The 22,709-nt window shown below is 70.8% G+C and carries 18 protein-coding genes; 7 read left to right on the top strand and 11 right to left on the bottom strand.

From position 1 onward, the window contains the following. Positions 1–8: 8 nt before the first annotated feature. Both AB0H54_RS29870 and AB0H54_RS29865 read right to left on the bottom strand, forming a co-directional pair. Entirely contained in the window at positions 9–2,591 is a 2,583-nt protein-coding gene (locus AB0H54_RS29870) for an ATP-dependent Clp protease ATP-binding subunit (RefSeq protein ID WP_357349863.1), read from the bottom strand. Further along, complete coding sequence (locus AB0H54_RS29865; protein WP_357349861.1) at positions 2,588–2,920, bottom strand: hypothetical protein; 333 nt, start codon at positions 2,918–2,920, stop codon at positions 2,588–2,590. The genes AB0H54_RS29870 and AB0H54_RS29865 overlap by 4 nt, the downstream gene beginning before the upstream one ends. Between AB0H54_RS29865 and AB0H54_RS29860 the strand changes: the two genes are divergently transcribed. Next, positions 2,904–4,970 carry an AMP-binding protein gene (locus AB0H54_RS29860; RefSeq protein WP_357349859.1) on the top strand — a complete coding sequence of 689 codons (2,067 nt, stop codon included), beginning with the start codon at positions 2,904–2,906 and terminating at the stop codon, positions 4,968–4,970. The two genes, AB0H54_RS29865 and AB0H54_RS29860, sit on opposite strands and share 17 nt — an antisense overlap. On the opposite strand, the gene AB0H54_RS29855 is transcribed toward AB0H54_RS29860, so the two are convergent. From AB0H54_RS29855 to pruA, 4 genes are all read right to left on the bottom strand, one after another. After that, a complete protein-coding gene (locus AB0H54_RS29855) occupies positions 4,953–5,564 on the bottom strand; it encodes a helix-turn-helix domain-containing protein (RefSeq protein WP_357349857.1) in 612 nt (203 codons plus the stop codon). The two genes, AB0H54_RS29860 and AB0H54_RS29855, sit on opposite strands and share 18 nt — an antisense overlap. Positions 5,565–5,598: 34 nt before the next feature. Continuing rightward, positions 5,599–7,026, bottom strand: coding sequence for an amino acid permease (locus AB0H54_RS29850; protein WP_357349855.1), 1,428 nt, complete (start codon positions 7,024–7,026; stop codon positions 5,599–5,601). Positions 7,027–7,098: 72 nt separating this feature from the next. Then, positions 7,099–8,058: a proline dehydrogenase family protein gene (locus tag AB0H54_RS29845; protein WP_357349853.1), complete on the bottom strand. Its 960-nt coding sequence runs from the start codon at positions 8,056–8,058 to the stop codon at positions 7,099–7,101. Next, positions 8,058–9,710 carry an L-glutamate gamma-semialdehyde dehydrogenase gene (gene pruA, locus AB0H54_RS29840; protein ID WP_357349851.1) on the bottom strand — a complete coding sequence of 551 codons (1,653 nt, stop codon included), beginning with the start codon at positions 9,708–9,710 and terminating at the stop codon, positions 8,058–8,060. Before pruA ends, AB0H54_RS29845 begins: the two co-directional genes overlap by 1 nt. Before the next feature lie 132 nt (positions 9,711–9,842). On the opposite strand from pruA, the gene AB0H54_RS29835 reads away from it, so the two are divergent. Both AB0H54_RS29835 and AB0H54_RS29830 read left to right on the top strand, forming a co-directional pair. Continuing rightward, positions 9,843–11,465 (top strand): helix-turn-helix domain-containing protein, encoded by a 1,623-nt coding sequence (locus AB0H54_RS29835; RefSeq protein ID WP_357349849.1) that lies wholly within the window; start codon positions 9,843–9,845, stop codon positions 11,463–11,465. A 225-nt stretch (positions 11,466–11,690) separates the two neighbouring features. Then, positions 11,691–13,592, top strand: coding sequence for an alkyl sulfatase dimerization domain-containing protein (locus tag AB0H54_RS29830; RefSeq protein ID WP_357350043.1), 1,902 nt, complete (start codon positions 11,691–11,693; stop codon positions 13,590–13,592). 4 nt (positions 13,593–13,596) lie between these two features. Here AB0H54_RS29830 and AB0H54_RS29825 read toward each other — a convergent pair whose 3' ends face one another. Beyond that, complete coding sequence (locus AB0H54_RS29825) at positions 13,597–13,959, bottom strand: cupin domain-containing protein (RefSeq protein WP_355281977.1); 363 nt, start codon at positions 13,957–13,959, stop codon at positions 13,597–13,599. 216 nt (positions 13,960–14,175) lie between these two features. Between AB0H54_RS29825 and AB0H54_RS29820 the strand changes: the two genes are divergently transcribed. Further along, the gene (locus tag AB0H54_RS29820) at positions 14,176–15,594 is read left to right on the top strand and encodes an O-antigen ligase family protein (RefSeq protein ID WP_357349847.1); all 1,419 of its coding nucleotides are present in this window, start codon (positions 14,176–14,178) and stop codon (positions 15,592–15,594) included. Between the two features lie 33 nt (positions 15,595–15,627). Here AB0H54_RS29820 and AB0H54_RS29815 read toward each other — a convergent pair whose 3' ends face one another. Continuing rightward, on the bottom strand, positions 15,628–16,428 hold the full coding sequence (locus tag AB0H54_RS29815; RefSeq protein WP_357349845.1) for a VOC family protein: 801 nt from the start codon (positions 16,426–16,428) through the stop codon (positions 15,628–15,630). A gap of 254 nt (positions 16,429–16,682) precedes the next feature. Between AB0H54_RS29815 and AB0H54_RS29810 the strand changes: the two genes are divergently transcribed. Both AB0H54_RS29810 and AB0H54_RS29805 read left to right on the top strand, forming a co-directional pair. After that, positions 16,683–18,722 carry a CocE/NonD family hydrolase gene (locus tag AB0H54_RS29810; RefSeq protein ID WP_357349843.1) on the top strand — a complete coding sequence of 680 codons (2,040 nt, stop codon included), beginning with the start codon at positions 16,683–16,685 and terminating at the stop codon, positions 18,720–18,722. Between the two features lie 122 nt (positions 18,723–18,844). Further along, complete coding sequence (locus AB0H54_RS29805) at positions 18,845–19,327, top strand: gluconokinase (RefSeq protein WP_357350041.1); 483 nt, start codon at positions 18,845–18,847, stop codon at positions 19,325–19,327. Here AB0H54_RS29805 and AB0H54_RS29800 read toward each other — a convergent pair. Together AB0H54_RS29800 and AB0H54_RS29795 are read right to left on the bottom strand one after the other, a co-directional pair. Next, the gene (locus AB0H54_RS29800) at positions 19,318–20,064 is read right to left on the bottom strand and encodes a M50 family metallopeptidase (protein WP_357349841.1); all 747 of its coding nucleotides are present in this window, start codon (positions 20,062–20,064) and stop codon (positions 19,318–19,320) included. The two genes, AB0H54_RS29805 and AB0H54_RS29800, sit on opposite strands and share 10 nt — an antisense overlap. Before the next feature lie 9 nt (positions 20,065–20,073). Next, complete coding sequence (locus AB0H54_RS29795; RefSeq protein WP_357349839.1) at positions 20,074–20,679, bottom strand: pyridoxamine 5'-phosphate oxidase family protein; 606 nt, start codon at positions 20,677–20,679, stop codon at positions 20,074–20,076. A 133-nt stretch (positions 20,680–20,812) separates the two neighbouring features. Between AB0H54_RS29795 and AB0H54_RS29790 the strand changes: the two genes are divergently transcribed. After that, a complete protein-coding gene (locus AB0H54_RS29790; protein ID WP_357349837.1) occupies positions 20,813–21,640 on the top strand; it encodes an NADPH-dependent oxidoreductase in 828 nt (275 codons plus the stop codon). A 12-nt stretch (positions 21,641–21,652) separates the two neighbouring features. Here AB0H54_RS29790 and AB0H54_RS29785 read toward each other — a convergent pair whose 3' ends face one another. Beyond that, a complete protein-coding gene (locus tag AB0H54_RS29785; protein ID WP_357349835.1) occupies positions 21,653–22,645 on the bottom strand; it encodes an LLM class flavin-dependent oxidoreductase in 993 nt (330 codons plus the stop codon). Positions 22,646–22,709 lie beyond the last annotated feature (64 nt).

Raw genomic sequence — 22,709 nt, 5'->3', positions numbered from 1 at the left:
CGTCTCCGCTACTTCTTCGACGAGGCGAGCTTCTTGTCCCCGCCCTTCTTCGCCGACTTCTTGGCGGGCTTCGCGGCCTGCTGCTTCGGGGCCGATCCGTTGGTATCCGCGGTGTTCGCCGGGGCCTGGGCGGTGACGACGAGATCGTCACCGGCGGTGTCGACCAGCACCGTCGCCCCCGGATCCAGCCCGCCGTCGAGCAGCAGCCGCGAGATCCGGTTGTCGAGCTCCTTCTGCACCGTGCGCCGCAGCGGCCGGGCGCCGAACTCGGGCTGGAACCCGCGATCGCCCAGCCAGTCCACCGCCGAGTCGCTGATCTCGAGCCCGATGTCCTGGGCCGCGAGCATGCGCCGGGTCTTGTCCAGGATCAGGTTCACGATCCGTTCCAGCTGCGTCTTGTCCAGCCGATGGAACACGATCTGCTCGTCGATGCGGTTGAGGAACTCGGGCCGGAAGTGCCCGCGCAGCCGCTCTTCGAGCTCGGGCACGATCGAATCCAGATCGCCCTCGGGTGCCTTCAGGATCAGGTCGGAGCCGATGTTGGAGGTCATGATCACGATGGTGTTCTTGAAATCGACGGTGCGGCCCTTGGAATCGGTGACCCGGCCGTCGTCGAGCAGTTGCAGCAGCACGTTGAACACATCGGGGTGCGCCTTCTCGACCTCGTCGAACAGGATCACCGAGTACGGCTGCCTGCGCACCTTGTCGGTGAGCTGGGCGGCGTCGTCGTAGCCGACGTATCCGGGCGGCGCGCCGACGAGCCGGGAGACCGTGTGCTTCTCCTGGAACTCGCTCATGTCGAACCGGATCAGCCGGTCCTCGTCGCCGAAGACGGCCTCCGCCAGGGCTTTCGCGAGTTCGGTCTTGCCGACACCGGTCGGGCCGAGGAACAGGAACGAGCCGATCGGCCGGTTCGGATCCTTGAGCCCGGCCCTGGCCCGGCGCACCGCCTCGGCCACCGCGACGATCGCCTCGTCCTGCCCGATCACCCGCTTGTGCAGGACGTCCTCGAGCTGGAGCAGGCGCTGCTTCTCCTCGGCGGTCAGGTCGGCGACGGGGATGCCGGTCTGCCGGGAGATCACCTCGGCGATGTCGACGACCGCCACCTCGGGCTCGCCGGAGCGGACCCCGGATTCCTCGAGCTCCTCCTCCTTGGCCGCGATATCGGCCTTGATGGCGTTGGCCTTCTCGTAGTCCTCGTTGTCGACGGCGGCGTCCTTCTCCCGGTACAGCCGCGCGATCTCCTCGTCCCTGGCCTTCACCTCCGGATCGGGGGTGCCCGAGCGCAGCCGGACCCGCGCGCCCGCCTGGTCGATCAGATCGATCGCCTTGTCGGGCATGAACCGATCGGTGATGTAGCGGTCGGAGAGCTGGGCCGCCGCGACCAGCGACTCGTCGGAGTAGCGCACCTGGTGGTGCTCCTCGTAGACGTCGGCCAGGCCGCGCAGGATCTCGATGGTGTCCTCGACCGAGGGCTCCGACACCATCACCGGCTGGAACCGGCGCTCCAGCGCCGCGTCCTTCTCGATGTACTTGCGGTACTCGTCGATGGTGGTCGCGCCGACGACGTGCAGTTCCCCGCGGGCGAGCGCGGGCTTGAGCAGATTGCCCGCGTCCATCGAGCCCTCGCCGCCGCCACCGGCGCCGACGATGGTGTGCAGTTCGTCGATGAAGACGATCAGTTCGTCCTTGTGCGCGCGGACCTCGTCGAGGATCTTGGTGAGCCGCTCCTCGAACTCGCCGCGATACTTGCTGCCCGCCACCAGCGTCCCGACATCGAGCGCGATGACCCGGCGGTCGGCGAGCGTGGACGGCACATCGTTGTTGACGATCCGCTGCGCCAGGCCCTCCACGATGGCGGTCTTGCCGACACCGGGGTCACCGATCAGCACCGGATTGTTCTTGCGCCGCCGCGAGAGGATCTCGATCGTCTGCTCGATCTCCTCGGCCCGCCCGACCACCGGGTCGACGAGTCCTTCGCGGGCCTCCGCGGTGAGATCGCGGCCGTATTCGTCCAGCGTCGGCGTGTCGGTCTGCTGCTGCCGCTTGGTGGGCGCGCCCGTGGTGGCCGGACCGGAGGAGTTGCCGCTCTGGGTGGCGGCGATGCCTGCCATCAGGGCCTGCGCGGCGACCGAGTCGGGGAGCGAGGCGATGCCGAGCAGGATGTGCTCGGGGCCGATGTAGCTGCTGCCGGACTGGGCGGCCTGGCGCTGGGCGGCGCGCAGCGCCATCTTGGTGCCGGGGCTCAGGGTGATGTCGGCGAGGTCGTTCTCGCTGGGCGAACCGGTGTCGAGGAAGTCCTGCATCTGCTCGGCAACCTGGTCGGGGTCGAGGCTGAGCTCGGCGACGATGCTGCGGCCCGGCTCGGATTCGGTGGCGGCGTAGAGCAGATGCTCGGGCGTGATCTCCGGATTGCCCCATTCCTGGGCCGCCTCGCGCGCCGAACCGATGAGCAACTTGGCGTTGTCGGTCATCAGTCTGCCCAGGTCGATGCGCTGCACGGGGGGCTTGGCCGACATCCCGGGGCCGAAGAATCGCTGGAAGATGTCATCGAACGAGTTCATCGAACTACCTGGCCAGCTGGCTGTCATGTCCACACCTCTTCGCTCGTCGTGCCGCTCGCGCGGCGACTCATGCAGATCGGGTCGGTACTGCTAGCAATACTTCGGCATCCTCCGATGGGGTGCAAGCGATTGGACAGTTTCACATCTGCAATGTCGTGAGGTGTGGCGCGCAAACCAAAGTCCGGCCGAAGCGGCCCGAAACCACCGGTTTTGTCTGATTCTTGATCGAGGAACGGCACGGGCGGGTAGCGTGACGACCCGCGCGGCGGTATCGACCGTGGCGCCCATTTTTGCCCGCCGACCGACTGGTCGAACAGGCCGACGGGAAGAGCACGGAGTTTGGTCACCGACGTCATCGATGTCACCGCGGATTTCACGATCTCGCGTCAATCACTGTGGGACGTCCTGCTGGACCCCCAGAGCTATCCGCGGATGTTCACCGGCATCGGCAGCTGCGAACGGGTCGAGCGCCCCGACGGTTCGGTGGTCTGGCAGGTGCGGGTCGGCTCGGCGAGCACGGGGATCGAGACCCACGAGTTCGTGCTCGAGATCGGGCGCTGGTACGAGAGTTTCGAGCTGCGCAGCTCCGCGCTGGGCAGTTTCGCCGCGATCCGCCTGCGCGGTGACGAGCAGCGCACCCGCCTCGACATCACCCTGTTCGCCGCGGCCAGGGTGCACCCGATGCTCGGCGCGCGCAGCAACTCCGCGGTCACCGACTGGGTGAAGGCCGGACTGCGCCGCACCGCCGACATCATCGCGGGCACCAGATCCTCGATCGTGATCAACGCCGAGCGCTCGGTGGTGCGCCGCAATACCGGGGTGGTGCGCAGCATCGCGGCCACCGGGCTGATGCGCCCGGAACCCGTCTCGATCGTGAAACAGCTTCGCTCCCTGGCGAAGTGGGGCTTCAACCTGGCCGGCGGCTACGCCGCGGGCGCCGCGCACACGCCGACGCGCCTCGCGGTGATCGATCCGCACGGCACACGCACCTTCGCCGAGGTCGACGAAAGGTCCACCGCGCTGGCCGGGGCGATGTACTCCCTCGGCCTGCGCGCGGGTGACGCGATCGGCCTGCTCGCGCGCAATCACGCGGGCATGGTCGAAACCATGGTCGCGGCGGGCAAACTCGGTGTCGACGTGGCCCTGCTCAACGCCGGGCTGTCGGGGCGGCGGATCGAGGAGATCGTGCAGCGGCACCGCCTCAGCGCGGTCTACGTCGACGGGCAGCTGGAGACCCTGATCCGCTACCTGCACAGCGACGTGCCCCGGTTCACCACCGACGACCAGCCGCCGGACCCGGAACGCACCACCATCGACGGCCTGATCACCTTGGCGCAGAACGATTTTCCGGTGCCCGCCCATCCCGGCAGGCTGATCGTGCTCACTTCCGGAACCAGCGGCTCACCGAAGGGCGCGCGCCGCCCGCACCCCAAGGGCTTCGGCACCATCGCGGCCCTGCTCTCGCGGATCCCGATGCGGGTCGAGGAGGTCGTACTCATCCCGGCGCCGCTGTTCCACACCTGGGGCCTGGCCGGGTTGCAGCTGAGCACGGCCCTGCGCGCGACCGTGGTGCTGACCGACGGCTTCGACGCGCTCGCCTGCCTGCGCGCGATCGTCGAGCACCGGATCACCACGCTGATCGTCGTCCCGACGATGGTCGAGCGGCTGCTCGACGTGCCCGACGAGGTGCGCGCGAGCTTCGATCTGTCCAGCCTGCGTCACGTCGTCAGCTGCGGCGCGCCGCTGGCCGGGGCCACCGTGCTGCGCTTCCTCGACACCTTCGGCGACGTGCTCTACAACGTGTACGGCTCGACCGAGGTGTCCTGGGCCAGCGTCGCCACGCCCGCCGACCTGCGGGTCTCGCCGACCACGGCGGGCCGCCCGCCGCTGGGCACCCGGGTGGCCGTGCTCGGTCCCGACCTGCGCCCGGTGCCGGTCGGCGCGACCGGGCACATCTTCGTCGCCAACCACATGCTCTTCGACGGCTATGTCAACGCCGCGCCGCCGGAGGAGGCCGACGGCATGCTCGACACCGGCGATCTCGGCTATCTCGACGCCGCGGGCCGGTTGTTCGTCGCGGGCCGCGACGACGAGATGATCATCTCCGGTGGCGAGAACGTCTTCCCGCGGCCGGTCGAGGAGGCGCTGGCCCATCTGCCGCAGATCACCGAGGTGGCCGTGGTCGGCGTGCCCGATCGGGAGTTCGGGCAGCGGCTGGCCGCGTTCGTGGTGAAACGCGAAGGGGCTGGCCTGGATTCGGACATGGTCCGGACCTACATCCGCAACCGGCTCAGCCGCTTCTCGGTCCCGCGCGATGTCACCTTCCTGTCCGCGCTGCCGCGCGGGGAGACCGGCAAGATCCTCAAGCGGGTGCTGGTGCGCCCGGAGTCAGCCCTGAGCGAGTAGCCGCCGCACCGCCCGCTCGATCGCGGCCGCGGCCTGTTCGCGCGAGCGGCCGCGCCGATCCCGCAGGTGGTGGTGGGCGGGCCAGGCCAGCGCGCCCTCGACCAGGTCGAGCAGTTCGTCGTCACCGGCCAGCTCGGGAGCGAACAGGGCCGCCAGGGTGTCGCGGATACGGTCGTCGGTGCGCCGCATCCGCGCGTCGATCGCGGCGACCGAGCGGGATTCCTGCAGACCGGGCAGGCGCGGGGACCGCTGCAGGTCGAAGATGGCCGAGCTCTGCCGGACCGCCAGCGTGATCCGCTCCGCCAGTGGCAGGGTGGGGTCGGGGGTGACCAGGCAGGCCTCGACCGTCGCCGACTGGCGCTCGACCGCGGCGACGAGCAGGGCCTCCCGATCGGCGAAGTGCACGAAGATGCTGCGCTCGGAGGTGCCCGCCCTGGCGGCGATCGTGCGCGTGGTCGGCGCGAAATCGCCGTCGATGAGGGCGGCGAGGAGCCCGTCGATGATGGCCTCGCGGGTCTTCTCCGGATCGCGGCGCCGACGCGGCGGGCGCGCCGTGTGCTCGCCCGCCGCCGCGGCCTCGTGCCCTGAACTCATCGGCCCATCACAGCACAGACCGCCCGGCCCCGGGTCACTCGCTCGGCGGCACCGCCGTGCGGTTCATCACCGAATGCGTGCGCGAGTAGCCGAAGTAGACGATCAGACCCACCACCAGCCACGCCAGGAACCGCAGCCAGGTCTCCCACGGCAGTGAGTAGATCAGGTACGCCGAGAACCCGATGCCGACCAGCGGGATCACCGGCATGAACGGCAGCCGGAACGAGCGCGGCGCGTCGGGCCTGGTGCGGCGCAACACGATCACCGCGACGCACACCACGATGAAGGCCATCAGGATGCCGATGTTGGTGAGCTCGGCGACGGTGTTGATCGGCAGCACGCCGGCCAGGATCGCCGCGCCGACGCCGACGATCCAGGTCACCCTGGTCGGCACCTTGCGGGTCGGGTGGGTCTTGGCGAACCACGCGGGCAGCAGCCCGTCGCGGCTCATCGCGAACCACACCCGGGTGACGCCGAGCATGAACGTCAGCACCACGGTGACGATGCCGACGATCGCGCCGACGGCGATGATGTTGGCGACGCCCGGCATCCCGACCGCCTCGAACGCGGTGGAGAACCCGCTGGTCGGGCTGATCTCGGTGTACTTCTGCATCCCGGTGAGCACCAGCGTGGCCAGCACGTAGAGCACCATGGCGATGGCCAGGGAGTAGATGATCGCCTTGGGCAGGTGCTTGCGCCCGTCGACGGATTCCTCGGCCGCGGTGCTCATGGCGTCGTAGCCGAACACGGCGAAGAACACCGTCGCGGCGCCCGTCCACACCGCGCCGACGCCGAACGGGAAGTACGGGTCGTAGTTGGCGCTGTCGATGTGGAACACACCGAGCACGACGATGAGCACGACCAGCGCGACCTTGATCCCGACCGCGACGGTCTCGAACCGGCCGACGCTGCCGATCCCGCGCGAGAGCACCCACGCGGTGCCCAGGCAGAACAGCACGGCGAACAGGTCGACGACCCGCCCGTCGCCGGTGTCGGGCGCGCCCAGCATCCACTCGGGCAGGGTCAGGCCGATCTGGTCGAGCAGGAACCCGAAGTAGCCGGACACGCCGATCGCGACCACCGCCGCCACGGCGATGTACTCCAGCAGCAGGTCCCAGCCGATGAACCAGCCCGCCAGCTCACCGAGCGAGACGTAGCCGTAGGTGTAGGCCGATCCCGCCTTGGGCACCATGCCCGCGAACTCGGCGTAACACAACGCCGCCGCCGCGCTGGCCACGCCGGCGATCAGGAACGAGATCAAGACCGCGGGACCGGTGACCGAGTGGGCGACCGACCCGGCCAGGGTGAAGATGCCCGCGCCGATGATGCCGCCGACGCCGATCGCGGTCAGCTGCCACAGCCCGAGCGACTTGGCGAGCCGCTCGTCGCTCGGGATCTCGTCCTCGACCTCGACGAGGGGTTTGCGGCGCAGCATCTGGGCGCGCAACTCTGCGAAAGACATTCGCGTTCCTTCCGTCGACGCACACCAGTACACCGCCACGTCGGGGCCGCGGGCGCCGAGAGTGAATATTGTTCAGCGCCCGCCGACCAGCGCGCGCAGGAAGAACCCCAGGTTGGCGGGCCGTTCGGCCAGCCTGCGCATGAAATATCGGTACCACTGGTCACCGTAGGGGACATAGACCCGAACGTGGTTGCCCGCGTCGGCGAGTCGCTGCTGTTCGTCGGCGCGGATGCCGAACAGCATCTGGAACTCGTACTCCTCGGTCTTGCGTTGCGCCGACTGCACCGCGACCCCGGCGGCGGCGAGCACCGCCGGATCGTGCGAGGCGATCATCGGATACCCCGCGCCCGCGGTCAGGATCGCCAGGCAGCGCAGATAGGAGGCGTCGACCTCGGCGCGGTCGCGGAAGGCCACCGATTCGGGTTCGTCGTAGGCGCCCTTGCACAACCGGATCCGCGAGCCGGGACCGGCCAGCGCGCGGCAGTCGTCCTCGGTGCGGCGCAGGTAGGCCTGCAGGACGGTGCCCAGCCACGGGTAGTCGGCGCGCAGCTCGCGCACGATCTCGAGGGTCGAGTCGGTGGTGGTGTGGTCCTCGGCGTCGACGGTGACCCACAGGCCCGCGGCCTCGGCGGCCGCGCAGATCCGGTGCGCGTGCTCGCGGGCGATCGCGTGTCCGTCGCGGGGCAGGGCTTGGCCCAGCGCCGACAGTTTCACCGACACCTCCAGCGGCCGCACGGCGCCCGCCGCCACCTCGGCCTGGGGGAGCCGGCCGAGCGCGGCGATGAGTGTGCGGTACTGGGCGACGGTCGATTCCGCGCTCGCCAGATCGGTGGTGTCCTCGCCGAGATAGTCGACGCTGACGAAACGGCCGGAGCGCAGCAGGGTTTCGGCCGCGCGCACTGCCTGGTCGACGGTGGTGCCCGCGACGAAGCGGGCCACCACGTCCCGGCTGACCGGCAGCCGGGTGACGGCGCGTTCCAGTCGCGGCGAGCGGGCGGCGGCGAGCAGGGTCGAGCGCAGGACGGCGGACATCAGCGGACCTCCGGGTCGGGTGCCTGATGGGGATAGCGGTGCTCGGTCGGCGGGGTGAAGGTCTCCTTGATGGTGCGCGCGGAGGTCCAGCGCAGCAGGTTCTGCGCCGAGCCCGCCTTGTCGTTGGTGCCCGAGGCGCGCCCGCCGCCGAACGGCTGCTGGCCGACGACGGCGCCGGACGGTTTGTCGTTGATGTAGAAGTTGCCCGCGGCGAAGGTGAGCCGCTCGGTGGCGGCGGTGATCGCGGCCCGGTCCTCGGCGATGATCGAGCCGGTCAGCCCGTAGGCGCTGCCCCGGTCGACGAGATCCATGGCGGCGGTGAAGCCGTCGGGGACGCGGTCGTCGTAGACGTGCACGGCCAGGATCGGGCCGAAGTATTCGGTGTGGAAGATCTCGTCGGCGGGATCGTCACCGACGACGACGGTCGGTTCGACGAACCAGCCGACGCTGTCGTCGCTGTGGCCCCCGGCCACCACGGTCAGTCCGGGTGTCGCCTTGGCTCGCTCCAGCGCGGCGGTATTGCGGTCGAAGGCGCGTCGATCGATCAGTGCCCCACCGAAATTGGTGAAGTCGGCGACGTCGCCGTAGCGCAGCGCGGCGGTCCGCTCGATCAGGTCCTCCGACATCGCCGCCCACACCGAGCGCGGGACGAACGCGCGCGAGGCGGCCGAGCACTTCTGCCCCTGGTAGTCGAACGCGCCGCGCAGCAGGGCGGTGGTGAGGACCGCGGGGTCGGCCGAGGGGTGGGCCAGCACGAAGTCCTTGCCGCCGGTCTCACCGACGAGCCGCGGGTAGGTGCGGTACCGGTCGATCCGCTGCGCCACCTCGCGCCACAGGTGCTGGAAGGTGGCCGTCGAGCCGGTGAAGTGCACGCCCGCCAGCCGGGGATCGGCGAGGACGACCTCCGAGATCGCCGGTCCCGCACCGTGGACGAGGTTGATCACCCCGGCGGGCAGTCCCGCCGCCTCGAGCAGCCGCATCGTCAGGTAGGCGGCGACCGCCTGGGTGCGGGCCGGTTTCCACACCACGGTGTTGCCCATCAGCGCGGGCGCGGTCGGCAGGTTGCCCGCGATGGCGGTGAAGTTGAACGGCGTGACCGCGTAGACGAAACCCTCCAGCGACCGGTACTGCATCCGGTTCCACACCCCGGGCGCGGAGATCGGCTGTTCGGCCAGGATGCGGCGGGCGAAGGAGACATTGAAGCGCCAGAAGTCGACCAGTTCGCACGGCGCGTCGATCTCGGCCTGGTAGGCGGACTTGGACTGGCCGAGCATGGTCGCGGCCGCGATCGTCTCGCGCCAGGGTCCCGCCAGCAGATCCGCGGCGCGCAGGAAGATCGCGGCGCGATCGTCGAACGACATCGCCTGCCAGGCCGGTGCCGCCGCGGTAGCCGCCTCGACCGCGGCGGCGGCCTCGGCGGCGGTCGCGTCGTGCAGGGTGCCGAGGACGGCGGCGTGCCGGTGCGGCTGGACGACGTCGACGGCCGGGCCGTCGCCGGGCAGGTGGCGGCCGTCGATGACGTGCCGGATGTCGGTGGGGGTCGCGGACAGATCGGCGAGGGCGGTGCGCAGCCGGGCACGCTCCGGGGTCCCCGGGGCGAAGCTGCCGACCGGTTCGTTGACCGGCGGCGGAGTGGTCGCGATGGCGTCCATGAGGGCGGCTCCTGCGTCGAGTGGTGGCGGGATGTGACGTAGTCAACACCGGCGGTGACGCGGCATAATCGGCTGATCGGACGAAGAACGCCGCGCCGGTTCATCCGATCGGACAAAGCCGGGAGGTCTGTGATGCCGGACGACGCCACGACGCTGGGCGAGCTGATCGCCGCCCTCGACCACACCGTCGCCACGCTGGTCGACGCGCCGGCGGGGGAGTCGGTGCCGCTGCGCTCGGTCGCGCTCGCCGAGCCCGCCGATCTGCCCGACCAGCTCGAGACCGAGGGGGCGCTGCCGACGGTGTATCTGCTGGTCGGTGTCGATGCCGAGGCGACCGTGCGCTGGCTGCGGGGCGTGGCCGCCCGCGATCCCGGCCAGCGCCCCCGCGTGCTGATGACCAAGAGCGCCAACGACTCGCCCGCCGTGCGGGCCGCGGCGTCGGCGGCCGGGCTGGCGCTGGTGCACGTGCACCGGCAGGCCCGCTGGGACCAGGTGTTCGCGCTGGTGCGCCGGATGCTGGCACGCTCGCCCGGCCAGCGCGCCGCGGCCGACGAGCACGACCTGCTCGCCCCCGACACCGACCTGTTCGGCCTCGCGCAGGTGGTCGCCAAGGAGACCGGCGGCATGGTGTCCATCGAGGACCCGCAGTCGCATGTGCTGGCCTACTCCGCCTCCGACGCCTCCGCCGACCAGCTGCGCATCCGGTCCATCCTCGGTCGCGAAGGACCGGGCGACTACCTGCGGATCCTGCGGGAATGGGGGGTCTTCGACCGGGTGTGGCGCAGCGACGAGGTCGTCGACGTGCCCGAACACCCCGAACTCGACATCCGGCGCAGGCTGGTGGTCGGCATCCGGCGCGGTACCCCCGAGCGGGTGCTCGGCACCATCTGGCTCCAGCAGGGCGACCGCCCGCTGCGGCCGGACGCGGCGCAGGTGCTGCGTGGCGCGTCGGCGGTCGCGGCGCGGATCATCGCGCGCGGGCTGGACGCGCCGTCGACCGAGGCCCTGCTGGTGCGCCGGTTGTTCGGCGCCCACGGCGACGGTGTCGACGTCCCGTCCGTCGCCGCCGCGCTACACCTGCCGACCGCGGGTCCCGCCGCGGTGATCGGCTTCGCCCCGGTCGGCCCGGTCGCCGACCTCACCGCCTCCAGCGGCCTGATCCGCTTGCACGCCAGCGCCTTTCGCGACGACTCGGTGACCGAGGCGATCGGTGACCGGGTGTATGTGCTGCTGCCGTCCTATCACTCCGAGCGTGGCGTCGGCTCCTGGCTGCGCAAGCTCGTCGCGCAGCTGGAACAGGCGCGCGGGCTGGTGGTGCGCGCGGCCGTCGCGGCGCCGGTGGCGGGGCTGACGGCCGTCGCGGGTGCCCGCGCCGAAGTCGATCGCGTGCTGGACAGCCCGGCGGCCGCGGCGTCGGGCAGCCGGGTCGCCACGCTGGCCGAGGCCAGGACGGCCGTGCTGCTGGCCGAGATCGTCGAGCTGGTCCGGGACCGGCCGCATCTGTACGATCCCCGGCTGGCCGCGCTCGACGCCTACGACCGCGAACACGCCGCCGAGCTGCGCGGGTCGGTCCTGGCCTATCTGCGGGCGCACGGTGAGGTGAGCGCCGCGGCGGCCGCGCTGCGCGTGCATCCGAACACGCTGCGCTACCGCTTGCGCCGGGCCGAGGCCGTGCTCGGGATCGACCTGACCGACCCCGCCGACCGGCTGCTGCTCGAGATCCAGCTGGCCGCTGTGCCGATTGCTCAGCCGTAACTCAGTTATTGCAGTTATGCTGCAATAGCGGCGCCGGTCGCACCGCTCGTGCGGCGGGGAAGTGATCACCTGAGTGAGGATGTAGTGGTGGACGGGACGAACACGGATCGGTTCGAGGTGTCGCGCCGCGGGATGCTCGGCGTCGGAGCCGGGGCGGCCGCCGCGCTGGCCGTCGGCCTCACCGTCACCGGCTGCGGCGACGACAGCGGCGAGGTCAGCCCGTCGATGACGCAGACCGACCCGACGAAGTCCGTCGCCGACGCCAATCGCGCGCTGACCGACACCCTGCCCTTCGGCGACACCGCCGATTTCGCCGACGCCGATCGCGGCTGGATCGCCTCGCTCGAGCCGGGCAAGGTCACCGACGCGGCGGGAAAGGTGGTGTGGGACACCGACTCCTACGAGTTCCTCGCCGGTGCCTGTCCGCAATCGGTGAACCCGAGCCTGTGGCGGCAGTCCCAGCTCACCGTCAAGCAGGGGCTCTACGAGATCGCGCCCGGCTACTACCAGATCCGCGGCCTCGACCTGTCGAACATGACCCTGATCGAGGGCGACACCGGCGTCGTGGTGATCGACCCGCTCGTCTCCGCCGAAACCGCGGCGGCGGGCCTGGCGCTGTACCGCAAGCACCGCGGTGACCGGCCGGTGACCGGCCTGATCTACACCCACTCCCACATCGACCACTTCGGCGGCAGCTACGGCGTCCTCGCCCCGCAGGATGTCACGGCGGGGCGCTGCCCGGTGCTCGCGCCGGCCGGCTTCCTGGAACACGCGGTCGCCGAGAACATCTACACCGGTACCGCGATGGCCCGCCGCGCCGCCTACATGTACGGCGCCGCCCTGCCCCGCGGACCGAAGGGCCAGATCGGTTCGGGTCTGGGGCAGACCACCTCGACCGGAACGGTCAGTCTCATCCCGCCCACCCGCGACATCACCCACACCGATCAGACCGAGACGGTCGACGGCGTGCGGATGGTCTTCCAGCTCACGCCGGGCACCGAGGCGCCCGCGGAGATGAACATCTACTTCCCCGACCGCCGCATCCTGTGCATGGCCGAGAACGCCACGCACACCATGCACAACATCGTCACCCTGCGCGGCGCGCTGGTCCGTGACCCGCACGTCTGGGCGAAGTACCTCACCGATTCGATCAACCGCTACGGCCGCCGCTGCGAGCTGGTGTTCTCCTCCCACCACTGGCCGATCTGGGGCACCGACCGGGTCGTGGAATTCCTGTCCCTGCAACGCGATCTGTACGCCTACCTCAACGATCAGACGCTGCGGCTGCTGAACAAGGGCTACGTCGGCGCCGAGATCGCCGAGATGATGACGATGCCGCCCGCGCTCACCGCCGCCTGGTCGACGCACGGCTACTACGGCTCGGTCAGCCACAACGTGAAGGCCGTCTACCAGCGCTACATGGGCTGGTTCGACGGCAACCCGGCCCACCTCTGGGAGCATCCGCCGGTGGAGAACGCCCGCCGTCACGTCGACGCCATGGGCGGCACCGCCGCGGTGCTCCAGCAGGCGCAGCGGGCCTACGACGCCGCGGACTTCCGCTGGGCGGTGCAGCTGCTGAACTACGCGATCTTCGCCGATCCCGACAACGGCACCGCGAAAGCCCTGCAGGCGAGCGCGTTCGAACAGCTGGCCTACGGCGCCGAGAACGCCACCTGGCGCAACTTCTACCTCAGCGGCGCCTACGAACTGCGCAACGGCTCCTTCGGCACCCCGACCGCGGCGAATTCGGCGGCGCTGGCGGCGGCGCTGAGCGTGGAGCAGGTGTTCGACGCGATGGCGCTGCGCATCGACGGGCCCAAGGCCTGGGACGTCCGGACCACCAGCGACTGGCGGATCAGCGACGAGGGCAACCGAACCCATCGCGTGGAACTGCGCAACGGCGTGCTCGTGCACTACGACCGGTTCCCCGGCGACGAACTGCCCGCGCCGGACGCCACCCTCACCCTGACCAGGCCCGTGCTGATCCGCAGCCTGGCCGGCGGCGGCGATCTGAAGAAGGAAGTGCTCAGCGGCGACATCGTCATCGAGGGCGACATCACCGCGCTGACGAAGCTGCCCGGCCTGATCGACAAGCCGGACCCGAACTTCGCCATCGTGACGCCGTGAGCGGTTACCGCTTGGCGTAGTCGGCGACGCCCTGCCAATCGAGCATCACGCAGGCTTCGTCGCCGACCACCCAGGCGTCGTGACCGGGCGGCACCACCATCAGGTCGCCCGGCCCGAACTCCTGCTGCTCGCCGTCGTCCATCACCACCACCATCCGCCCCGACAGGCAGTAGCCCATGTGCGGTGCCTGACAGCTCTCGGTCCCCGCGATCGGCTTGACGTGCAGCGACCAGCGCCAGCCCGGTTCGAACACGGCCCGGCCCACCGGTCCGCTGTCGAGATTCACGAGATCGAGCTTGCCCTTGTCCTGCTCGAAGGGCCTGGTTTCCTCGGGTGCGTCGAAATTCTTGCGCGTCAGGGCGGACATCATCGGCTCCTGGGTCGTCGGAGGTGGCCGACGGGTCGGGTCCACCGGGCGCGTGTGCGCGCTCGGCCCACGACGGCAGCCACCGCACAGTCAATGGTTCGCCGGTGGGGGACCGTTCGCAAGCGAAACGTCGGTTCAGCTGACCCGGCGTCAACTGTCATCCGGACAACGCCTGTCCGTGGCCGTCCCGAAACTCCGGTGCGGGACACCTGACGGATGAGTTATCCCCGCGCCGCGGCCGACGTCGCGCGGCCCGCCCCGCGCGCGGCCCCGCACGTCGTCGCCGCGCGCGCGACCGCGCTGCTGTGCCTGGCGGCGATCGCACTCGAATGCGTCGCCGACATCCTGCCCGACGAACCGATCACCTGGATCGTGACCCCGACCCGGCTGGTCGTCCTCGTCGGGCTGCTGGCGGTGGCGCTGACCGGCGAATCCCGGTTCCGCACCGCGTTCGACCTGCCGATCGCGCTGCTGCTCGTCGCCTCGGCGGTGGCCAATCAGCTGGCGGGACAACCGTGGTCGTCGTGGCGCGGCCTGCTCACCGTGGTGGCGGTCTACTACCTGGCGGTCGGTGTGCGCCGGGTGGTGCCCGATTCCTGGCCCGCGATCGCCCTGCTAGCGCTGGCCTGCACCACGATCGCGAGCATCGTCGCGTTGCAGCAGATCGTGCAGGAGACCCCGACCGGCTTCTGCCGTGGCGCGATCGACGGATCCGCCGACATCTGCGGTCCCGACACCATGATCCGCGCGGTCGGCACCTTCGCGAACCCGAATCTGCTGGCCGCCTACCTGGTGCTGCTGTTGCCGGTGGCCGCCGCGGGCGCCGCCTCGCTGGCGGACATGCGGTCGCGGCTGGTCGCGGGCGGATTGGTCGTGCTGGGGTACCTGGGGGTGCTGCTCACCGGATCGCGTGGCGGGGTGATCGCGGCGATCGCGGGGCTGGCGGTGTACGTCTTCCTGCGGCGGCTGCGGCCCGGCAGGCACGCGACGACCGATCGCTGGGTGCCGTGGATGATCCCGCTCGGCGCCGCGCTCGTCGCCGGGCCGGTCCTGGTCGCCCTCGTGACCCGCGGGAAGGTCGGCGTGCGGGCGGACGTGTGGACGGCCGCGGCGCGGCTGGCCGCCGACCGTCCGCAGGGTGTCGGACCGGCCCGCGCCGGCGCCCACCTCACCGCGGCGGTCGACAGCACGGAGCAGTTCCAGCACGCGCACAACCTGTGGTTGAACTTCGCGGTCGAGGCCGGCGTCGGCGGGTTCCTGGCGATGCTGGCGATCACCGTCGTCGGTACCTGGACGGCCGTGACGGCGAGCGCCGCCGGATCGATGACGGCGCCCGCCACGGCGGCCGGACTGTGCGGTTTCCTGGTGATCAGCCTCGGCGACCATCCCGCCAACACCCAGCGGATCGCGTTCGCGGCGGCCGCGATCGCCGCCGTCCTCGTCACCGACGAGACCCGGCGACGACAGGCGCAACCGGCGATCGACGCGCAACCCTGGCGCGCGGTGTCGCTGTTCGACGAGACGATGCCGCTGCCCCGCGACATCACCCGGACCCTGCCGAGAGCCCGTGCGCCCGAACCGGACCGGGGCCGCGCGGGCCCGGGGTTCGTGCCCACTCCCCGTGGCACCTGGTGACCGCGGCGGGCGCCGCGGTCCCGGTCTCCGGCCTCAGGAACCGGTGGGGACCTCACCCACGGCCTCGGCGGGATCGATGACGCCGAACACCTCGCCCTGGGGTGCCTGCACGATGCCCATCCGCCCGAACGGGCTGTCGTCGGGGCCCATGATCACCTTCGCGCCCAGCTCGGTGGCCTTGGCCAGGGCCGCGTCGGCACCGTCGACCTGGATCCAGGTGAGCCAGTAGGTGGGAGTGCCCAGCGCGGACGCGTCCATCACTCCACCGATGGTGTGCGTCTCGCCGGGCAGCGCGAAGGTGGAGTAGACGAAGTTCTCGCCGTCACCGATCTCGGTGTAGTGCCAGCCGAACACCGTGTTGTAGAAGTCGTGCGCCCGGTCGTAGCCGCCGGTGTGCAGTTCGTTCCAGCAGTAGGCGCCGTGCTGGTTGTAGACCCCGGCGCCGGTGTGCGCCTTGGCTTCCCAGACGCCGAACACCCCGCCGGTCGGGTCGGCGCCGATGAACATGCGGCCCACGTCGAGCACGTCGAACGGCGGCATGAACACCTGGCCGCCCGCCTTGCTCACCTTCTCGGCGATCTCGTCGGCGCGCGCGGCCGCGAAATAGGTGGTCCAGGCCGAGGGCATCGGCATCCCGTCGGGCTTCGGTCCGATCCCGGCGGCGGGCCTGCCGTCGAGCATGGCCATCAGGTACCCGCCCGCCTCCGCCGGGCTGTCCTGGATGTCCCAGCCGAACAGCGCGCTGTAGAAGTCGCGGGCGGCGGTGGTGTCGTCGACCTGACAGTCGATCCAGCAGGGCGTGCCCTGCGGCCAAGCTTCGTCACGTGTGGGCATGTCGAACGTCCTCCTCGGCGATGGATGGAAGCCGGCCGGATCCGCGCCGGCAGGTGACAGTCAACCACCGGCCACCGACAGCCGCGTGGACCCCGCGACGCGCTGAACTGGAACAACACGTCTTCACTGCGACAGTCCGAGCGGGCCGACGCTGGCCGCCTCGGGTCGTTACCCCTGTTACAGTTTCCGCGCTCGATCGTGCGGCGGCTAGGTCAACAGTGGAGACGAACGAACCGGTCGGGGAGCGACACACAATGGCAGTGAGAGGTTCCGAACGCGGGCTCGTCCGGATGCTGGTGACGATCCTCGCGGTGACGGTCGTGCTCGGATGTGGCGGCGGTCCGGCGGCGGGTGAGCCGGCCGAACCGCCCGCGGCGCGCTGGACGGCCCTGCACGACGGGCCTGCCGCCTACCCCGAGGTGCGGGTGGAGCGCGGCACGCAGATCACCATGAGCGACGGTGTCGTGCTCAAGGCCGACATCTACCGGCCCGCGAACGCGTCGGGCGAGATCGAGCAGCGGCCGCTGCCGACGATCGTCAGCCTGACGCCCTACTCGAAACTGATGACGGGCCTGATCGAATCCGCCGCCGCCGTCCCCGGCCTGCAGGCCACCGCCGTCGACATCGTGCGCAGGCTGAACCTGTCGGCCACGCCGATCAGCGGGTTCGGCGACCTGATGCAGGCGCTCGACGGCGGCATGATCCAGACCATGCTCGGTGTCGACCGCAAGCTGATCAGCAGCGGATACACCGTCGTCGTCGCCGACGTGCGCGGAACCGGGCTGTCGCAAGGCAAATGGGACACCCTCGGCGCGCGCGAACAACTCGACACCCGCGAGGTGATCGACTGGGCGGCCCAGCAGCCGTGGTCGAACGGGCGGATCGGGATGAGCGGCGGCTCCTACTCCGGCATCAACCAGCTGCGCGCGGCCGAGAACGCGCCCGCCGCGCTGCAGGCCATCTTCCCCGTGGAACCGGGCAGCGACCTGATGCGCGATGTGGTCGCGCCCGGCGGCGGTGTCGGCACCACCTTCCTGCCGCTGTGGCTGAACTCGGTGAACCAGCTCAAGCTCGTGCCCGATGTGGCCTCGATGGCCGACGGCACCTTCGACTGGACCTGGTTCCACGATCGTCTCGCCGATCCGACCACCAATTTCGACCTGCTCGCCCAGTCGCTGCTCACCCCGTCGCTGTCGAACATGCCGCCCGCGCTCGACGGCGCCCTCGACGACACCTCCGCGTTCCGCGAGGCGATCATGGGGCGTCCGGAGCAGGTCACCGTGCCGACGTTCGTCTACGGCGGCTGGCACGACATCTTCGCCAACAGCGCGACCAAACTCTACGAGCAGATCCCGCTGCCCGCGGGCCGCAAGCAGCTCGTCGTCGGCGACACCTACCACGCCAATCCCGGTGCGGGAACCGGTGTTCCGGGCGCGCCGCCGCGACTGGACGTGCTGCAGCGGGCATGGTTCGACAAGTGGCTCAAGGACATCGACAGCGGCGTGGACGGCTTCGGCCCGGTGACGGTGAAACAGCAGGGCGGCAGCTGGATCACGCTGCCGGAGTTCCCGATGCCGGGCGTCACGCACCGCCGCGTCTATTTCTCGGCGGCGCCCAGCGGCAGCACCGAGGACAGCCTGCACGACGGATCGCTCAGTGCCACCGGGCCGTCGGGCACCGAGAACCTCACCGTCGCGCCGGGTCTGAGCACGATGTGCTCCCGCGACGCGGCCCAGGGCTCGGCGGGGATGGCCGCGGCGCTGGATACCTGCGCGAAGGACTCCCGGATCGCCGAACGCAACGCGCTCACCTTCACCAGTGCCCCGCTCACCGAGCAGACGGTGATCTCGGGTCCGATCAACGTGCGGCTCAACACGGTGCACGACACCACCGACGGGTTCTGGAACGTCACCGTCAACGATGTGGCGCCCGACGGCACCTCGACCGTGCTGACCACCGGCCAGCTCACCACGTCGATGCGCGCCATCGACGAACGGCGCAGCGCACGCTCGGTCAACGGCGACCTCACCGCACCGTTCAACCCGCTCACCGTCGACCATTTGCTGCCCGTGGTGCCGGGCGCGCCCACCGATCTCGACGTCGCTGTCATCCCGACCCAGGCGGTCCTGGCGCCCGGACACCGCTTGCGCATCGATGTCTACGCGGGCAACGCGCCCAAGGCGCTGCCGTTCCGGCCGATGCTGAACGCCAGCGGGATGGAACCCCAGCACCTGCGGCTGGACCCGGCCGCGCCGAGCTTCGTCAACCTGCCCACCGACCGTCCCATTCCCTGAGCCTGCGCTGGAATCGATCACCGGTTCGGCGTTTCCCTGACCCGGTTCCGGCCCGGTGTGTGAGCCTGGAGGGCAGTGGCTCGGACGAGGAGGTCGGTGTGGTGCAACCCGTCATCGTGGTGATGGGCGTGTCCGGGTGTGGCAAGACGACCGTCGGCGCGCTCACGGCCGAACGGCTGCGGGTGCCCTATGCCGAGGGTGACGACTTCCATCCCATCGCCAATATCGAGAAGATGGCGGCGGGCATCCCGCTGACCGACGAGGATCGCGCCCCGTGGCTCGATATCGTCGCGGGCTGGCTGGGCGAGCATCAGGAATCCGGTGGGGTCGCCGCGTGCTCGGCGCTGCGTCGCGCGTATCGGGACCGGCTGCGCCGTGGCGCGCCGAACACCTACTTCGTACACCTGGCCGCGGGCCGTGAGGAACTGCTGCGCCGGATGACCGGCAGGCTCGGCCACTTCATGCCGACGGCCCTGCTCGACTCCCAGCTGGACACGCTGGAACCGCTACAGCCCGACGAAGCGGGCATCACCCTGAACGCGCTCGAACCGCCGACCCTCCTCGTCACCGAGGCCGTCGCGGCCTGGCACGCCGCTCACCGCTGAAGCAGCGGGTGCAGCTGCTGCACCGGCGCCAGCAGCAGCGCTCCGCCGACGACCAGCGCGGCCAGACACAGGACGGTGAAGAGCCCCACCCACAGCAGGGCGGGAAGATGGGTGAGCCGGGCCAGCTGGTCGGCGTCGGAGGCGGTGTGGCCGGGCTGCCTGCGGCGGCTGCGCTGCAGTTCGATCACCGGGCGGACCGCCGCGGCCAGCAGGAACCAGGCGGCCAGATACGCGAACGCGGCCTGCATCTGGTCGGTGCCGAACCAGGACACCCCGAACACCAGCGCGCCGAGTACGGCGACGGTCAGCAGTCCGTAGATGTTGCGGACCTTGATCAGGACGGCGGCCAGCATGAGCAGGGTCGCCCACAGCATCAGCGTCACCCGGCCCGAGCCGAGCAGCGCCGCGTAGCCGAGCCCGAGCAGCGCGGGCGCCGGGTAGCCCGCGGCCGCGGTGAGGATCATGCCGGGACCGGTCGGCTTCCCGCTGGACACGGTCAGGCCCGAGGTGTCGGTGTGCAGGGTGATCGCGTGCAGCCTGCGGCCGGTGAGCAGGGCGACCAGCGCGTGCCCGCCCTCGTGCGCCACGGTGACCGCGGCCCTGGTGAGCCGCCACAGCGGCCGGTAACCGACCAGGACGAGCGCGACGGCGGCGGTGGCCAGCACCAGCCACCAGGCGGGCGCGGGTTGGGTGGCGAGGAGACGGTCGAGCAGCGAGCTGGCGGATCCGGTGTTCACCGCCGCACTTTAGCCGTCCACGGCGTGCGGCGTGCGTTCCCGCGTGACCTGGGACGGCAGCGGGTGATCCGGTTCCAGCGCGGGCAGTCCGTCGATGCTGGTGGCGTTGTCGCCGGCGATCCGGCGGGCGAAATCGGCGTCGGTGCGGCGCGCGTGCGCCTCGTCCAGGATGGACCGTTCCTCGACCAGTTCCAGGTAGGGCACCGACCACCCGCACGAGTCGGCGATCCGGTCCACCGTGATCACGACGATCGCCCGGATACCCGGGTGCTCGGTGCCGAATCGCGTACGCAGCGTGTCGAATTCGGTCGAGTCGGGCCGGACGATCCGGCCGGTGCCGAACAGTCGCAGAATCCGGGCGGTGCGGGCGAACGAGCAGAACATGACGGTGATCCGCCCGTTGTCGCGCAGGTGCGCGATCGTCTCCGCGCCGCTGCCGAACAGGTCCAGGTAGGCGACGGTGTGCTCGTCGAGCACGGCGAAGGTGTCGCGATAGCCCTTGGGGGAGACGTTGACGTGGCCGCCGTCGGAGGGCGCGGTGCCGACGAAGAAGATCGGCTGCGCGCCGATGAAGGCCCGTAACTTGTCGTCGATCCGGTCGAAGATCTTGCCCATGACGCGCTCCCTCGTCCCACCCGTCGGCGGGCTCCCCCTCCCTACTGTATCGATCGGCCGTCCCGGGACCTCCGTTCGGTTCACGGTGAGGGTTACCGCAGACGCGCCGGGCCGGTGCGGCGACGATGGCGGGATGACGCAGACCGCCCCCAGCCCCGTCCACCTCGTGCAGCAGCGCTACGCCGATCCGGCGGCCGAGGTTCCCGAACAGTGGAACCCGGTGCTGGAGGTGCTGCACAGCCACAAATCGGTGCGCCGGTACCTGCCAGATCCGGTGTCGCCCGCGACGATCCGGCTGCTGGTCTCGGCCGCGCAGTCCGCGGCGACCTCGTCGAACCTGCAGGTGTGGAGCGTCGTGGAGGTGCGCGATCCGGCGCGCAAGGCCCGCCTGGCCGAGATCGCGGGCGGTCAGGAGCACATCGTGCAGGCCCCGGTGCTGCTGGTGTGGACGGCCGACTTCGCCCGGCTGCGTCAGCTCGCCGACGATCGCGGGGTGCCGCTCGAGGGCGCCGACTATCTCGAATCCAGCTACGTCGGTTTCGTCGACGCGGCGCTCGCGGCGCAGAACGCGGTGGTCGCCGCCGAATCCCTCGGGCTCGGCACCGTCTACATCGGCGCGCTGCGCAACGATCCCGAGCGAGTGGCCGCCGAACTGGGGCTGCCCGACCACGTCTTCGCCGTGTTCGGTCTGGTCGTCGGCCATCCCGACCCTGCCGAGGGCACCCGGGTGAAGCCGCGCCTGCCGCAGGCCGCCGTGCTGCACCAGGAGACCTACGACCTGGCCGGTCAGCCCGCGGCGATCGACGCCTACGAGGAGCGCATCGGCGAGATCTACTCCGACCAGGGTCTGCCGTTCTCGTGGACCGAGCGGGTGCTGGCCCGGCTCGCCACGGTGGCTTCGCTCAACGGCCGCCACCGGCTCCGGGAGTCGTTGCGTACCAGGGGATTCCGGCTGCTCTGAGCCGATCCGGGCTCAGCCGTTGATCGCCTTGCTGCTCAGCTCGAGCGAACGGATCCTGGCGTCGATGTCGTAGACCAGGGTGTTGAGCATGAGCTCGTCGGGCGAGGTGGCGGCGAGCAGTGCGGCGGCCTGCGCGCGCACCGTGTCCGGCGAACCCTGGAGCTGACCGGCCTTGCGCTGCGCGGCGAAGCGGCGCTCCGCGTCGCTGCCGGGGAAGGCCGCGGCCTGTTCCGGGGTGGCCAGCGCCTGCGGGCGGCCCGCGCGCAGCTGGGCGAAGGCGAGATCGCGGGGCGCGGCGAGCCGGTCGGCCTCGGCATCGGTGTCGGCGCAGATCGCCGAGGCGGCCACGATCGTGTAGGGCTCGCTCAACGTGTCCGAGGGCCGGAAGTTGTCGCGATAGAGCGCGAGCGCGGGGGCCGTGTTCTCCGGGGCGATGTGATGGGCGAACGCGAACGGCAGCCCGAGCACCGCGGCGACCTGGGCGCTGTAGCCGCTCGAGCCGAGCAGCCACACCTCCGGTTCGGCGCCGCGGCCGGGACTGGCGACGATGCCTTCGGCGTCGGCGCCGCGGAAGAACCCGATCAGCGCGGTGAGTTCACGCGGGAACGATTCGCCACCGAGCCCCTCGGCGCTGCGGCGCAGGGCGCGCGCGGTCACCGGATCGGTGCCGGGCGCGCGGCCGATGCCCAGATCGATCCGGCCGGGATGCAATGCCTCGAGCGTGCCGAACTGCTCGGCCACCACCAGCGGCGGATGGTTGGGCAGCATCACCCCGCCCGAACCGAGCCGGATACGCGAGGTCGAGGCGGCCAGATGGGCCAGCACCACCGCGGGTGCGGAGCTGGCGATGCCGGGCATGTTGTGGTGCTCGGCCACCCAGAATCGGCGAAAGCCCAGTTCCTCCGCGTGCTGGGCCAGCCGCGTCGTCGCGTGCAGTGCCTCGCCCGCGCTCACGTCGGCTTGTACCGGCGCCAGATCCAGAACCGACAGCGTGACCGCGCTCATGAGCCTCCTCGACAGTGATCCGACCCCCGCAAGAGGCAACCCGGGCGGGACGGCGGGTATTTCC

It is taken from the genome of Nocardia sp. NPDC050718 (genome assembly GCF_040654235.1).
GTDB lineage: Bacteria > Actinomycetota > Actinomycetes > Mycobacteriales > Mycobacteriaceae > Nocardia.
This window is presented reverse-complemented; position numbering and strand designations above follow the sequence as displayed.

Bases quoted from the DNA above. Each gene is read 5' to 3' on its own strand.
- AB0H54_RS29825 (WP_355281977.1), bottom strand. From the start codon at position 13,959: ATGTCCGCCCTGACGCGCAAGAATTTCGACGCACCCGAGGAAACCAGG.
- AB0H54_RS29790 (WP_357349837.1), top strand. From the start codon at position 20,813: ATGACGCAGACCGCCCCCAGCCCCGTCCACCTCGTGCAGCAGCGCTAC.
- AB0H54_RS29805 (WP_357350041.1), top strand. From the start codon at position 18,845: ATGGGCGTGTCCGGGTGTGGCAAGACGACCGTCGGCGCGCTCACGGCC.
- AB0H54_RS29795 (WP_357349839.1), bottom strand. From the start codon at position 20,679: ATGGGCAAGATCTTCGACCGGATCGACGACAAGTTACGGGCCTTCATC.
- AB0H54_RS29785 (WP_357349835.1), bottom strand. From the start codon at position 22,645: ATGAGCGCGGTCACGCTGTCGGTTCTGGATCTGGCGCCGGTACAAGCC.
- AB0H54_RS29835 (WP_357349849.1), top strand. From the start codon at position 9,843: ATGCCGGACGACGCCACGACGCTGGGCGAGCTGATCGCCGCCCTCGAC.
- pruA (WP_357349851.1), bottom strand. From the start codon at position 9,710: ATGGACGCCATCGCGACCACTCCGCCGCCGGTCAACGAACCGGTCGGC.
- AB0H54_RS29815 (WP_357349845.1), bottom strand. From the start codon at position 16,428: ATGCCCACACGTGACGAAGCTTGGCCGCAGGGCACGCCCTGCTGGATC.
- AB0H54_RS29850 (WP_357349855.1), bottom strand. From the start codon at position 7,026: ATGTCTTTCGCAGAGTTGCGCGCCCAGATGCTGCGCCGCAAACCCCTC.
- AB0H54_RS29865 (WP_357349861.1), bottom strand. From the start codon at position 2,920: ATGACGTCGGTGACCAAACTCCGTGCTCTTCCCGTCGGCCTGTTCGAC.
- AB0H54_RS29855 (WP_357349857.1), bottom strand. From the start codon at position 5,564: ATGAGTTCAGGGCACGAGGCCGCGGCGGCGGGCGAGCACACGGCGCGC.
- AB0H54_RS29830 (WP_357350043.1), top strand. From the start codon at position 11,691: ATGACGCAGACCGACCCGACGAAGTCCGTCGCCGACGCCAATCGCGCG.
- AB0H54_RS29870 (WP_357349863.1), bottom strand. From the start codon at position 2,591: ATGACAGCCAGCTGGCCAGGTAGTTCGATGAACTCGTTCGATGACATC.
- AB0H54_RS29845 (WP_357349853.1), bottom strand. From the start codon at position 8,058: ATGTCCGCCGTCCTGCGCTCGACCCTGCTCGCCGCCGCCCGCTCGCCG.
- AB0H54_RS29820 (WP_357349847.1), top strand. From the start codon at position 14,176: ATGAGTTATCCCCGCGCCGCGGCCGACGTCGCGCGGCCCGCCCCGCGC.
- AB0H54_RS29810 (WP_357349843.1), top strand. From the start codon at position 16,683: ATGGCAGTGAGAGGTTCCGAACGCGGGCTCGTCCGGATGCTGGTGACG.